Here is a 13,783-nt window from a genome sequence, read left to right on the forward strand (position 1 = left end):
TCACCTGACAGTCTGCTCCCCCTCGGTTCCGGCCGGGCGGGGGGAGCATGGTGGCACGGCTCTCAGAGCTGCTCCCGGTGCGCCGTCGGCACCGCTCGCGCTCGGGCGCCGTCCGGGGAAACCCTCACGTCATGAGTCCTCAACAAGGAGGTCATGGGCATCGCGTAGACCTGAAGCGGTGATGACCGTCAGACCTATCGAAGGAGGCCCGAGCAGATGATCAAGAAGCCCACTCGGCTGGCTGTGGTCCTGTGGACCTGCATCCTGGCCGGTTTCGCCCTCATGGAGTTCCCGGGGGTGCTCTTCTTCCATGACATGGTGGAGCCCCGCATCCTCGGCATGCCTTTCATCTATGGCTTCAACGTCGTCATCTGGGCGTTCATGTGTGTGGTCCTGTTCATCGGGTACCGAACCCACTGGGGTCGTCGTGCCGCGTCGGAGGGCGATGAATCGGATGCCCCGGACCCCGCTCCTGAGCCGACCGGAGGTGCACACTGATGTCCGCCACTGAGATCGCCGGACTGATCGTCATCGCCGCCTTCCTCCTCGTCCCCCTGGCCATGGGCGCCTTCGCCTCACGGAAGTCGACGGCCACTGCCGAGGACTTCTTCCTCCAGGGGCGGGCCATGGGATCCGTGGCGGTGTTCTTCACCGTGGCCGCCACATGGTGGAGCGCCTTCGCGTTCCTCGGGTCGAACGCCAGCTTCTATCTGGACGGGCCGCTGTACTGGACCGCCATCGCCTGGAACATCTTCTTCGGGGTCATGTACTACGTCGTGGGCAAGAGGATCTGGTTCCACGGCAAGCGCGGAGGTTACGTCACTCCGCGGGACTTCTTCGTCGACCTCTACGGCTCACGCAGGCTGGGCACCTTCATCGCCGTCATCCTGCTGGTGTTCACGCTTCCGCATCTGCAGATCCAGCTGACCGGCGGCGCGTACCTGATGGAGGTGGCCTCCGACGGGGCGCTTCCGTTCTGGCTCGCCGGCCTCCTCTTCTACCTGGTCATCATCATCTACGTCTGGTCCGGCGGGCTCCGCGCAGTGGCCTGGACCGACGTGTTCTACGGGGTGCTCCTGTTCCTCGGGATGATCACCGCCGGCATCTTCCTGGTCGGCGAGGTCGGCGGTATGGGGACCATGTTCGATGAGATCGAGCAGATCCAGCCGGAGAATCTCATCCTCGCCGACGGAGCCTGGATGGCCTGGATCGCCATGTTCGTGGTGACACCGCTGGGTGCATTCATGGGCCCCCAGATGTGGACCCGCATGTACGCCACCCGGTCACCACGGTTGTTCGACCTGATGCCCTTCCTTCTGGCGGTGGCGGCCATCAGCTATGTCGGCTCCATGCTCATCGGCAACTCCGCCGTGGTCCTCGATCCCGACGTCGAGCAGGCGGATCAGGTGCTGCCCGTCATGCTTCTCGAGTACGCTCCGGTGGTCCTCGCCCTGGTGCTGATCGCCTGTGGTGCGGCGGCGGCGATGTCCACCGCCAACTCCCAGGTCCATGCCATGGCGGCGAGCTACACGATCGACTTCCACGAGAGGTACGTGCAGAAGGACCTCCCCGAGAACAAACGGGTCTGGGTGGGGCGCTGGGCCATCCTGGTCTTCTCCGCGATCGCCTACGTGATGACCCTCTACGTGCCAGGGCTGTTGGTCACCATCGGGCTGGTCGCCTTCGCCGGTCTGGCGCAGGTCATCATTCCCACCCTGGGTGCGCTGTTCTGGAAGCGGGCCAGCGTCACCGGCGCCTCCGTGGGGCTCGTCGTCGGCGTCGGCAGCCTGGTGCTGTTCACCGCGCTGCCGGCCACGGTCCCGGGCCCCTTCGCCAACGGAGGTGGGGGCCTGCTCTCCCTGCTGCTGAACCTCGTGGTCTTCATCGGAGTCAGCCTCGTGACCCGACCCCGCGAGACCGGCATCCTGGCGAGGCTCGCGGCGCGCACCCGCGACTTCGATCGAGGACGCTGGGACTCCGGCTCACCGCAGGAGGAGCTCGTGCGCCGCTGACCGCCGGGAGGCGCGGGCCGCGCACCGGCCGCAGGACGAGAACTGCTCGCAACCACCGCATGCACCGCGCATGCACGGGAAAGGACGATGAGACCCATGGCGCACCAGGCGGCAGCGGGAGCCGATTCCGGCGACCCCACTGTGAGACCACAGGATCGAGAGTTCCTGAGGGACTTCCACCACACGTCCCGCTATGGCGCGACGCCGGCCGGTGGGATCGACCGCCAGGCGGGCACCGCAGAGCACGGCCAGGTGCGTCGCTGGTTCGAGGAGCGCGCCGGCCAGCTGGGGCTCAGCGTGGTCACCGACGCGATCGGCACCATCTATGCACTCCGTGAGTGGGTGCCCGGCGCTCCGTTCGTCCTCGTGGGGTCCCATCTGGACAGTCAGCCTCGTGGCGGGCGCTTCGACGGGACCTACGGCGTCGTCGCGGCCCTGCATGCGGTGGCCGCAGCTGATGCCGCAGTCTCCGCAGGACTTCTGGATCCGCGGTACAACGTGGCCGCAGTGGACTGGTTCAACGAGGAGGGTGCCCGATTCGCCCCGTCCATCATGGGGAGCTCGGTCCACGCGGGGATCCTGGACCTTGAGGTCGCCCTGCAGACCACGGATCCTCAGGGGGTCACCGTCGCCCAGGCCCTGGAATCCACCGGCCGCCGGGGGGTCGACCCCGCCCCGAAGGCCGCCGCCTATGCGGAGATCCACATCGAGCAGGGGCGACGCCTCGAGCGTTCGGGCGTGCCGATCGGGATCGTCGACCGGAGCTGGCACACCCAGAAGCTGCTGGTCAGCGTCATCGGAGAGCAGTCACACACCGGCGCGACGCTGATGGCTGATCGCCGCGATGCCCTGATCGCCGCCTCGCACGTCGTGGTGGCCGTGGAGGAGGTGGTCGAGGAGTTCGAGCCGGAGACCATCGTGACTTCGGTGGGGAAGTTCGACGTCCAGCCCAACTCTCCGATCGTCGTGCCGCGTCAGGTCGACCTCGTCGTCGATCTGCGGGCGGACCGGGCGAGCGACGTCGATCAAGCACGCGGTCTGCTCCTGGAGCGCCTCCAGGGGATCGCTCGCCGCCGGGACGTCGAGATCGAGGCCCAGGACTTCGACGTCCGCCCAGTGCAGCGGTTCCCCGCCGACGGCGTGGAGCTGGCCGAGAAGGCCAGCCGCGACCAAGGCGTCGACTCCACCGTGCTGGCGACCTTGGCCGGTCACGACTCCGTCCCGATGAACCGCATCGTGCCCTCGGTGATGCTCTTCGTCCCCTCAGCCGATGGGGTCTCCCACTGCGAGCGGGAGTTCACCTCCGACGAAGACATGGTGACCGGCCTGCGGGTGCTGACCGGTGTCGTGACACGCCTCGTGGCCGGAGAGCTGGCCGATACGGCGTCCGGCGGATCCGATGAGAGCGGCGGCGCGGCGGATGACCGGGAGGACGGACGAGGATGACGGCAGAGAGTCCCAGCCCGACGACGGTGGACGACTCCGAAGAGCTGGGCCTCGTCTCCGCCGTCGAGGTGCTGCGACGCTTCGCCCGTCGAGAGCTGGCGCCGAGCGAGTACCTGGAGCACCTGCTCCGGCGGATCCAGGACGACGAGGCCGAGCCCCGGCCCGTGAACGCCTTCACCGAGGTGCTCCACGAGGAGGCGCGCCGGCTGGCGCAGGAAGCCGACCGCCAATACCTGCGCACCCCGTCGGAGCAGAGCCCCGGCGGCCCATCAGGCGACCGCCGTCTCCTCGGACTCCCCGTGGCCACCAAGGAGAAGCATGCTCTGGCGGGCAGGTCCCACAGCCAGGGCATGCGAGCCTACGCCGACGTCATCGCCGACTCGGACCATCCTGTGGTGCAACGGATCCGCCGCCATGGTGGCATCGTCCACGGCCGGACGGCCTCGCCGGAGTTCTCCTGCGCGACCTTCACCCACACTCGCCTCTGGGGCGTGACACGGAACCCCTGGGACCGTGAGCTGAGCCCGGGAGGCTCCTCAGGCGGCGCCTCCGCGGCGCTCGCCGCGGGGATGGCTCCGCTGGCGACTGCCTCCGACATCGCCGGTTCCACCCGTCTCCCGGCGGCCTTCACCGGCGTGGTCGGCTACAAGCCGCCGTACGGAGCCGTGCCGGGGGCGGGTCCCTTCGCCGCAGACTGGTACCGCGGGGACGGTCCGATGGCCCGGACGGTCAGCGACGTCGCGCTTCTCACCGAGGTGATGCGCGGGCCGCATCCTGGCGATCATGTGACGGTGCCCACCCGGGAGGTCCCCACCATGGCGCTCGAGCAGGCCCCGGAGGATCTGCGCGGGCGGAGGATCGTCTACTCGCCTTCGCTGGGCGACTATCCGGTCCAGCGCGGTGTGCGGCTGCAGGTCGATGAGGCCGTGGCCGCCATGGAATCGGCAGGGGCGGAGATCGTCGAGGTCGAGCTGCCGTGGACGACGGCGGAGATCCGTGAGGTGACGATGGCGCATTTCGGGCATCTCCTCGCCGACGGCATGGGGCAGCTGCTCCGGGGCCGGGAGGACACCGCAGAGGACTACACCCTGCGGTTCATGGAGGACGCGCGTCGGCAGGCGCGTCGGATCTCCCTGTTCGAGTCTGTGGACCGGGAGCGCCTCATGCAGGAGCAGCTGCACTCCGCCATGGCCGGGGCGGACGCCCTGGTCGCCCCGGTCTCGGCGATCGCGTCCCTCCCCGCGACAGCCACGTGCCTGGACGGACTCACCGTGGACGACGTCTTCGAGGGCGGGGAACGGCACCTGGAGCACTACTGGGAGGCGCATATGACCGTCCCCTTCAACGTGGCGAACAGGTGCCCGGTGATGTCGGTGCCGGCCGGGATCCACCAGGGCAGGCCGGTGGGGCTGCAGATCGTGGGGCACCCCTACGACGAGGCCGCGGTCTTCGACATCGCCGCACGCTTCGAAAAGATCCGTCCCTGGGCGCACCGCCGCCCCGGGCGGACTTCTGGCGGATGATCCTTCCCCGGCCAGCAGGTCCACGGATCAGATCAGGCTCCACGCCTCGCTGAGGACGCTGCGCAGGATCTGCTCGATCTCCTCGAGGTCCTCGGTGGTGGCGATCAGCGGAGGGCTGAGCTGGATGACGGGGTCGCCACGGTCGTCGGCCCGGCAGTAGAGGCCCTCGGCGAAGAGCTTCTTGGAGATGAATCCGTAGAGGATCCGCTCGCACTCCTCGGCGCTGAAGCTGGCCCGCGTGCTCTTGTCCTTGACCAGCTCGATCCCGTAGAAGAACCCCTCCCCGCGGACGTCTCCGACGATCGGCAGGTCGAGCAGCTTCTCCAGGGTGCTGCGGAAGGCTCCGGCGTTCTGCTGCACGTGCTCGAGGACCTTCTCCTCCTCGAAGATCTCCAGGTTCTTGAGGCCGACGGCGGTGGAGACCGGGTGCCCGCCGAAGGTGTAGCCGTGGCCGAACATCGCGCCGGGCTCCAGGAACGGCTCCATCAGCCGGTCTGAGGCGAGGACCGCGCCCAGGGGCGCATAACCGGAGGTGATGCCCTTGGCGGTGGTGATCATGTCCGGCTGGTAGCCGAAGTGCTCGGCGCCGAACATGTGCCCCAGCCGTCCGAAGGCGCAGATGACCTCGTCGGAGACGAGCAGCACGTCGTGCTCGTCGCAGATCTCGCGGACGCGCTGGAAGTAGCCGGGCGGGGGAGGGAAGCAGCCGCCGGCGTTCTGGACAGGCTCCAGGAAGACCGCGGCCACGGTGTCCGGCCCCTGCGCCTCGATCGCCAGGGCGATCTGGTCCGCCGCCCAGATGCCGAACCGCTCGAGGCTCTGCTGGTCCTGGACCTCCAGGGCTCCCGCGGTGAGCTCGGCGGCGCGGTAGGCGTTGGTGTTGCTGACGTGCACTGTGCTGGGGACCAGGGGCTCGAAGTCTTGCTTGAGTCCGGCGATGCCGGTGATGGACAGCGCGCCATGGGTGGTGCCGTGATAGGCCGTCGCACGGCTGATCACCTTGTGCTTGGTCGGCCTGCCGGTGAGGCGGAAGTAGTTCTTGGCCAGCTTCCAGGCCGTCTCCACCGCTTCGCTGCCGCTGTTGGTGAAGAACACGCGGTTCAGGTCGCCGGGGGTGAGCTGGGCCAGGCGCTCGGCGAGCTCGATGGCCGGCGGGTGGGCGTAGGACCACAGCGGCATGAACTCCAGCTCGGTGGTCTGCGCCGCCGCCGCCTCGGCGAGATCCCGGCGTCCGTGTCCCAGCTGAGAGGTGAACAGGCCGGCCAGTCCGTCGATGTACCGCCTGCCCTGGGTGTCCCAGAGGTGGACCCCTTCGCCACGCACCATGATCGGCACGTGGTCCTCGGGTGAGGATCCGTGCCGGGTGAAGTGCATCCAGAGATGCCGTGTCGCCGCGGTCTGGAGGCGAGTCGTCTCATCCTGAGGCAGAGGGGGTCGAGTCATCTCACCATGGTGCACCGGCCACGCCCCTCATTCAAGAGAATCAGCGAAAAAGATCTGTTTCAACAACGAAATCAGTTGTTCACAGACTGATGCTTGGCTTGATCCGTACATCCCATGTATCGTGGGTGCCAGTGATCGACATCACATCGGATGCCCGGGAGTCACGAAGCTGGGCAGGAGGAGGAGACCAGGGATGGCACTGACGGAGTTCTTCAACGTGGTCGACGGCGAGAAGGTCCCCGCCGCGTCGGGGGCGACCTACGACGTCGTCGCCCCGCACCTGGGGGAGGTCTACGCCCGGGCGCCGCTCTCCGGCGCCGAGGACGTCGACCGCGCCTACTCCGCAGCGGCTCGCGCCTTCGAGACCTGGAAGCGGGTGACACCCAGGGAGCGCGGTGAGGCCCTGCTGAGGATCGCCGACGCCCTGCAGGCGCGCTTCGACGAGTTCGTCGACGCCGAGTGCCAGGACACGGGGAAGCCGAAGCATCTGACGGCCGCCGAAGAGATGCCGATGAACATCGACCACTTCCGGTTCTTCGCCGGTGCCGGGCGCCTCTTGGAGGGGAAGGCCGCCGCAGAGTACATGGAGGACCACACCTCCTTCGTGCGTCGGGAGCCGGTCGGCGTCGTCGGGCAGGTGACCCCGTGGAACTATCCGCTGCCGATGCTCATCTGGAAGGTCGCGCCGGCGCTGGCTGCAGGCAACACCATCGTGCTCAAGCCCAGTGACACCACCCCGGCGACCTCCACCCTGTTTGCCGAGCTCTGCGCCGAGATCCTCCCGCCGGGCGTCTTCAACGTGATCTGCGGCGACCGGGACACTGGCCGGGCGCTGGTCGCCCACGACACCCCCGCGATGGTCGCCATCACCGGCTCTGTCCGCGCCGGGATGCAGGTAGCCCAGGCCGCCGCCCAGGACCTCAAGAAGGTCCACCTGGAACTCGGCGGCAAGGCGCCGGTCATCGTCCACGACGATGCCGACGTCGCCTCCGCGGCCGAGGGGATCGCCGCCGCCGGCTACTTCAACGCCGGGCAGGACTGCACCGCCGCCACCCGGGTGCTGGTCCACGAGTCCATCCATGACGAGTTCCTCGCCGCGCTGAAGCAGCAGGCCGAGAGCACCACCGTCGGCGGCCCCGATGACGAGAGCGCCGACGTCTGCCCGCTGAACAACGCGGACCAGCTGGCCAAGGTCACCGAGAAGGTCGCCTCCCTCCCGGAGCACGTGCAGCTGGTCACCGGCGGACACCGGGTGGGGGAGGTCGGCTACTTCTACGCCCCCACCGTCCTGGCCGGGCTCGCGCAGGACGACGAGCTCATCCAGGAGGAGGTCTTCGGGCCGGTGATCACCGTCCAGAGCTTCTCGACGGAGAAGGAGGCGCTGGCCATGGCCAACGACGTCAAGTACGGCCTCGCCTCCAGCGTGTGGACCAGCGACCACGGCCGCGCCATGCGCGCCTCCCGGGAGCTGGACTTCGGCTGCGTGTGGATCAACACCCACATCCCCTACCTCTCCGAGATGCCCCACGGCGGCTTCAAACACTCGGGCTACGGCAAGGACCTCTCGATGTACGGCCTGGAGGACTACACGCGGATCAAACACGTCATGAGCTTCATCGGAGACGGTGAGTAGGACGGGGAACGCCGTGGAGACCACGACGACCGGATGGGGACGTCAGGCGCTGGAGGGCGCGAAGCTGGCCCCGCTCTGGCTGGACACCGAGCGGCGCCCGGCGCCCCGCCCTGCTGCCCAGGACGGCGCGCAGGTCGACCTGCTCGTCGTCGGTGGGGGCTTCACCGGGCTGTGGACCGCACTCCGGGCGGTGGAGCGTTCGCCGGGCACTCGAGTTCTGCTGGTCGAGGCGGATCGCCTCGCCGAGCACGCCACCGGCCGCAACGGCGGGTTCTGCGAGGCGAGCCTGACCCACGGCGAGGAGAACGGGCGCAGCCGCTGGCCCCAGGAGTACGAGACCCTGGAGCGGCTGGGCCTCGAGAACCTCGACGAGATCCAGGAGACGGTCGAGCGCTACGGGATCGACTGCGGCTTCCTCCGTGGAGGAGCGCTCAGCGTGGCCACCCGCCCCCATGAGGTCGAGGCCTTCGAACCCGGCACACCGGGATTCCTCGACGCCGACGCCGTCCGTCAGCACGTGGACTCTCCCACCTATCTGGCCGGCCGCCTCGATCCCGACGCCTGTGCGGTCGTGGACCCCGCCCGGCTGGCCTGGGGACTGGCCGAGGCGGCGGAGTCGCACGGCGTGACGATCAGTGAGCACAGCCGTCTGGAGTCGATCCGCCGCTCCTCGGCCGCGACTCGGGGCGGGGTCGCGGTGCGCCTGAGCACGCCGCAGGGGGAGGCCACGGTCACCGCGGGACGCGTGGTGCTGGCGACCAACGCCTTCCCGAATCCCCTGGGCCGTTCGTGGAGACATCTGCGGACCCGGTGGGAGACGGTGCCCGTCTATGACTATGTGCTGGCCACGGAGCCGCTCACCGATGAGCAGCTGGCCGCGATCCGCTGGGATCCTGCGGTCGGTGTGGCCGATGCGGGCAACCAGTTCCACTACTACCGCATCACGCCGGACCGCAGGATCCTCTGGGGCGGCTATGACGTGATCTATCACTTCGGGCGCTCGATCCAGCAGGAGCACCTCGACAGGCCCAGGACCTACCAGAAGCTCGCCGACCACTTCGCCCAGACGTTCCCGCAGCTCGAGGGGATCCGCTTCACCCACCGGTGGGCCGGGGTGATCGACACCTCCACTCAGTTCTGTGCGCTGTTCGGGCGTGCGCACGGGGGTCGGACCGTCTACGCCACCGGGTTCACCGGTCTCGGCGTCGGCGCCTCTCGATTCGCTGCAGAGGTGATGCTGGACCTCCTGGAGAGGCGTCGGACGGAGCGCACCCAGCTGGAGATGGTCCGGAGGCGGCCGCTCCCGTTCCCGCCGGAGCCGCTGGCCTGGATCGGCATCAGGATCACCACCTGGGCCCGGGTCCGCGAGGACCGGACAGGTCGGAAGAATCTCTGGCTCCGGGCCCTGGACCGCCTGGGGCTGGGCTTCGACTCGTGAGCCGCCGCGACATCGTCACCACCACAGCAGGTCGACCCCGCATCGTCACACCACATCACCGCATTGCACCGCACCGCTGCACCACCACCCTGAGGAGGACCCCATGACCCGTCGTCAGACGCCCCTTCCCCCGGATCCGATGATCCGGTCACTGGTCCGCTCCCAGCTGGCCAGCCGCCGGATGTCCCGCCGCCACCTGATGGCCGGCGCCGGCGCCGCCGGGCTGCTGGGGGCGCTGACTGCCTGCGGCACCGGCGGCACCACGACGACGGACGACGGGCCCGCAGAGGACCTCTCCGAGGAGACCATGGAGCTCTTCTGGGCGAACTGGAGCCTCTACCTGGACTACGACGGCGACTCCGGCAGCTACCCCACCCTGGACAGGTTCCAGGAGGAGACCGGGATCAGCGTCACCTACGCTGAGGACATCGACGGCAACGAGAGCTACTACGGGACCATCCAGAACCAGCTCCGTCAGGGCCAGAACTTCGGTCAGGACCTCATCACCTTCACCGACTGGATGGCCGGCAGGGTCATCGCCGCCGGCCAGGTCCGAGAGCTGGACCACGGCAACATCCCTCATCTGGAGAACCTGCTCCCGGGTCTGCAGGACGTCGGCTTCGACCCGGAGCGTCGGCATTCGATCACCTGGCAGTCCGGGATGACCGGCCTCGCCTGGAACAGGGAGGCCGTCCCGGACGGAGTGCACACGGTCACGGACCTGCTCACGAATCCGGACCTGCGCGGACGTGTGGTGGTCCTCGACGAATGGCGCGACACCATGTCGCTGATCATGCTCGACCAAGGCGCCGACATCACCAGCTTCGACGCCGCCGACTTCGAGTCCGCGCTGGAGGTCCTGGAGGAGGGCATCAGCAGCGGGCAGATCAGGCAGGTGCGGGGCAACGCCTACATGGAGGACCTGGTCTCCGGGGACGCGCTGGCCGTGATGGGCTGGTCCGGGGACATCACTCAGCTGAACCTGGAGGAGGGCGACCGCTGGGACTTCGCCCTCCCCGAGGCCGGCGGCACGCTGTGGTCGGACAACCTGCTCATCCCCAACGGGGCCGAGCACAAGTCCAACGCCGAGCGGCTGATGAACTTCTACCTCGATCCCGAGATCGCCGCCGAGGTGGCGGCCTATGTCAACTTCGTCTGCCCGGTCCAGGGGGCCCAGGAGGCGATGGAGGCCATCGACCCGGAGCTGGCCGAGGACCCGCTGATCTTCCCCACCGAGGAGATGCAGGAGAACCTCCACATCATCCGCGGCATGGACACGGATGAGGAAGCCGAGTTCACCGACATGTTCCAGGCGGTGATCGGAAACTGATGACTCCCACCGGCAAAGACCTCGATCTCCGAGGGATCACCAAGCTGTTCGGCGGATACACCGCTGTCGAGGATCTCGCGCTGCACGTCCCGGCGGGGAGCTTCTTCGCCCTGCTGGGCCCCAGCGGCTGCGGCAAGTCCACCACACTGCGGATGATCGCCGGCCTGGAGCACCCCACCCGCGGGAAGGTCCTCATCGGGGAGGAGGATGTCACCGGCACGAAGGCCCATCAGCGGGAGGTCAACACCGTCTTCCAGAGCTACGCGCTGTTCCCCCACCTGAGCGTCCTGGAGAACGTCGCTTTCGGGCCCAAGCGCAAGAAGGTCCCTGACGCGCTCGACCGCGCCCGGAAGGTCCTCGACCTGGTCGAGCTGGGGCACCTGGCCCAGCGACGTCCGGCGCAGCTCTCCGGAGGCCAGCAGCAGCGCGTCGCCCTGGCCCGGGCGGTCGTCAATCGGCCCCACGTCCTGCTCCTGGACGAACCGCTGGGTGCCCTGGACATGAAGCTGCGTCGGCAGATGCAGATCGAGCTGAAGCACATCCAGGAGGAGGTCGGGATCACCTTCATCCACGTCACGCACGACCAGGAGGAGGCCCTGACCATGGCCGACACCGTGGCCGTGATGAACGCGGGGCGCATCGAGCAGATCGGACCTCCGGGCGAGCTCTATGACCTGCCGCGGACCGCGTTCGTGGCGAACTTCCTGGGCAAGTCCAACCTTTTCGAGGCCGAGGTGTTGGGTGGCTCCGCCTCCTCCGGTGACCTGACCATCCGGTTCGGAGACACCTCCTGCAGCCTGGCCGCCGAGCGCGCCGTCCAGCACGAGGGAAGCATCATCGTGGGGATCCGTCCGGAGAAGATCGTCCTCTCCCGGGCAGGGGAGCAGCCCTCCGGAGACCGGGCCGGCTGGACCTGTGTCACCGGGGGACGCGTGAACGCCACCTCCTACACCGGGGTCTCCACGGAGTACGAGGTGAAGCTGCCCGGAGCCGGGCCCCTGACCGTCTTCTCGCAGAACCTGCGGACGGAGGTGCTCGCGGCAGGGACCTCGGTCGACCTGTGGTGGGACGACGCCAACCTCTTCGGCCTGGCCGGGGGCTCCGACACGGGCGCCGGAGTCGAGGAGCTGTGATGAGCCTGAAGGCGGCAGAGGAGCTCACCACGCCGCAGGAGCATGTCGATCCAGCATCGATTCCTGAACGGTCCGCCGAGGAGCAGCGCACCTGGCGGACACGGGGCCGGCTCGGCATGCTGCTGGTCATTCCCGGGTTCGCCTTCATCGCGATCTTCTTCGTGGTGCCGGTCTTCTCCATGCTGGCGATGTCCCTCTACACTCAGCCCGAGGGCGCAGTCGCCGGGGAGTTCGTGCCCGGATTCAACGTGGCCACCTATGCCCAGGTGATGAGCACCTATGGGGACACCTTCGTGCGCTCCTTCGCCTTCGCGCTGATCGCCACCGTCGCCGCGCTGTGCATCGGCTACCCCATGGCCTATCTGGTGGCGGTTCGGCTGCGCGGCCGTCCCCTGCTCCAGGGGCTGCTGCTGGTGGTCATCATCGCGCCCTTCTTCTCCAGCTTCATCCTGCGGGTGCAGTCCTGGCGATTCATCCTCTCTGACGAGAGTTGGGTGGTCGGGTTCCTCAAGGCGATCTCCGTGCTCCCTGAAGACGGGCGGCTCACCGCCACGGCGCTCGCCGTCGTCGCCGGCATGACCTATCTGTACCTGCCGCTGATGACGCTGCCGATCTACGCCAACCTGGAACGGCTGGACACCCGGCTCATCGAGGCGGGCGGAGACCTCTACGCCGGCGGGTTCCAGACCTTTCTGCGCGTGACCCTGCCGCTGTCCATGCCCGGGGTGATGGCTGGGACCATCCTGACCTTCATCCCTGCCTCCGGCGATTATGTGAACGCGGTGATGCTGGGCAACAACGTGGACACCACCACCGTGGGTCAGATCGTCGATTCGCGGTTCTTCCACGCGGCGGACTATCCCTCGGCCGCCGCGCTCTCGGCAGTGCTGATGGGGATCATCCTGATCCTGGTCACGCTGTACGTGCGCCGCTTCGGGACGAAGGAGATCGTATGAGCACCCAGCAGTCCGGGAGCACCGAGGCGCCGGTGAGCATCGATCAGGCCGGGCCCACCCCACGGAGCAGGCGCGGGCTCGACGTCGGCAGGTGGTTCGTGCCGGTCATCGGCGGGCTGGCCTTCCTCTACCTGCTGGTCCCGATCGCCTACATCTTCGTGTTCTCCTTCAACGACGCCGGCCGGACCAACCTGACCTGGCGAGGCTTCACCCTCGCCAACTGGCAGGACCCGTGCCGGCCCTCCCAGCTGTGCGAGGCGTTCGTGAACTCGCTCAACGTCGCGGTCATCGCCACGGTGGTGGCCACCGTGCTGGGGACCATGATCGCCTTCGGGCTGGAGCGCTACCGGTTCCGCTTCGCCGGTTCGGCGAACCTGCTGATCTTCCTGCCGCTGGCCACTCCGGAGGTCGTGCTGGGAGCCTCGCTGCTCTCGCAGTTCCTCAACCTGGGGGTCCAGCTGGGCATGGGCACCACGGTGCTGTCGCACATCATGTTCTGCATCTCCTTCGTGGTGGTGGCCATCCGGGCGCGGATCGCGACCTTGGACCCGGCTCTGGAGGAAGCGGCCGCGGACCTCTACGCCTCCGGACGCACCGCATTCTGGCGGGTCACGTTCCCGCTGCTGATCCCCGGGATCGCGGCGGCGGCGCTGCTGAGCTTCGCGATCAGCTTCGATGACTTCATCGTGGCGAACTTCAACTCCGGGGCGTTCACCACGTTCCCGCAGTATGCCTACGTCGCCGCCCGGCGCGGCATCCCGGCGGAGGTGAACGTGCTCGGCTCGGCGATGTTCTTCGGAGCCATCGCCCTGGTCCTCGGCGTCCAACTGTGGCGCTACTGGCGGAACAGGCGATGGGCGACGCTGTGA

11 protein-coding genes are annotated in these 13,783 nt (G+C 68.2%); 10 read left to right on the forward strand and 1 reads right to left on the reverse strand.

Features of this window, described 5'->3' with window-relative positions; translation table 11 throughout:
• The first annotated feature begins 216 nt into the window (after positions 1 to 216).
• From HNR09_RS09290 to HNR09_RS09305, 4 genes are all read left to right on the forward strand, one after another.
• Positions 217 to 498 (forward strand): hypothetical protein, encoded by a 282-nt coding sequence (locus HNR09_RS09290; RefSeq protein ID WP_179541774.1) that lies wholly within the window; start codon positions 217 to 219, stop codon positions 496 to 498.
• Positions 498 to 2,012, forward strand: a complete 1,515-nt coding sequence (locus HNR09_RS09295; RefSeq protein ID WP_179541775.1) for a sodium:solute symporter family protein — start codon at positions 498 to 500, stop codon at positions 2,010 to 2,012. The genes HNR09_RS09290 and HNR09_RS09295 overlap by 1 nt, the downstream gene beginning before the upstream one ends.
• Before the next feature lie 96 nt (positions 2,013 to 2,108).
• Positions 2,109 to 3,458, forward strand: a complete 1,350-nt coding sequence (locus HNR09_RS09300; RefSeq protein WP_179541776.1) for a M20 family metallo-hydrolase — start codon at positions 2,109 to 2,111, stop codon at positions 3,456 to 3,458.
• Positions 3,455 to 4,981, forward strand: coding sequence for an amidase (locus tag HNR09_RS09305; RefSeq protein ID WP_179541777.1), 1,527 nt, complete (start codon positions 3,455 to 3,457; stop codon positions 4,979 to 4,981). Before HNR09_RS09300 ends, HNR09_RS09305 begins: the two co-directional genes overlap by 4 nt.
• Before the next feature lie 27 nt (positions 4,982 to 5,008).
• Here the strand turns inward: HNR09_RS09305 and HNR09_RS09310 are convergent, their stop codons facing one another.
• The gene (locus HNR09_RS09310; RefSeq protein ID WP_179541778.1) at positions 5,009 to 6,424 is read right to left on the reverse strand and encodes an aspartate aminotransferase family protein; all 1,416 of its coding nucleotides are present in this window, start codon (positions 6,422 to 6,424) and stop codon (positions 5,009 to 5,011) included.
• Positions 6,425 to 6,617: 193 nt separating this feature from the next.
• Here HNR09_RS09310 and HNR09_RS09315 point away from each other — a divergent pair, with 193 nt between their 5' ends.
• The 6 genes from HNR09_RS09315 to HNR09_RS09340 all read left to right on the forward strand — a co-directional run bounded on the left by HNR09_RS09315 (position 6,618) and on the right by HNR09_RS09340 (position 13,783).
• Positions 6,618 to 8,057 (forward strand): gamma-aminobutyraldehyde dehydrogenase, encoded by a 1,440-nt coding sequence (locus HNR09_RS09315; RefSeq protein WP_179541779.1) that lies wholly within the window; start codon positions 6,618 to 6,620, stop codon positions 8,055 to 8,057.
• 13 nt (positions 8,058 to 8,070) lie between these two features.
• On the forward strand, positions 8,071 to 9,495 hold the full coding sequence (locus tag HNR09_RS09320) for an FAD-dependent oxidoreductase (RefSeq protein ID WP_179541780.1): 1,425 nt from the start codon (positions 8,071 to 8,073) through the stop codon (positions 9,493 to 9,495).
• A gap of 103 nt (positions 9,496 to 9,598) precedes the next feature.
• Positions 9,599 to 10,825 carry a polyamine ABC transporter substrate-binding protein gene (locus HNR09_RS09325; RefSeq protein WP_179541781.1) on the forward strand — a complete coding sequence of 409 codons (1,227 nt, stop codon included), beginning with the start codon at positions 9,599 to 9,601 and terminating at the stop codon, positions 10,823 to 10,825.
• Positions 10,825 to 11,958: an ABC transporter ATP-binding protein gene (locus HNR09_RS09330; RefSeq protein ID WP_179541782.1), complete on the forward strand. Its 1,134-nt coding sequence runs from the start codon at positions 10,825 to 10,827 to the stop codon at positions 11,956 to 11,958. The genes HNR09_RS09325 and HNR09_RS09330 overlap by 1 nt, the downstream gene beginning before the upstream one ends.
• Positions 11,958 to 12,914, forward strand: coding sequence for an ABC transporter permease (locus HNR09_RS09335; RefSeq protein WP_179541783.1), 957 nt, complete (start codon positions 11,958 to 11,960; stop codon positions 12,912 to 12,914). Before HNR09_RS09330 ends, HNR09_RS09335 begins: the two co-directional genes overlap by 1 nt.
• The gene (locus tag HNR09_RS09340) at positions 12,911 to 13,783 is read left to right on the forward strand and encodes an ABC transporter permease (protein ID WP_179541784.1); all 873 of its coding nucleotides are present in this window, start codon (positions 12,911 to 12,913) and stop codon (positions 13,781 to 13,783) included. The genes HNR09_RS09335 and HNR09_RS09340 overlap by 4 nt, the downstream gene beginning before the upstream one ends.

Origin of the sequence: Nesterenkonia xinjiangensis (assembly GCF_013410745.1) — a bacterium.
In the GTDB taxonomy this organism is placed as follows: domain Bacteria; phylum Actinomycetota; class Actinomycetes; order Actinomycetales; family Micrococcaceae; genus Nesterenkonia; species Nesterenkonia xinjiangensis.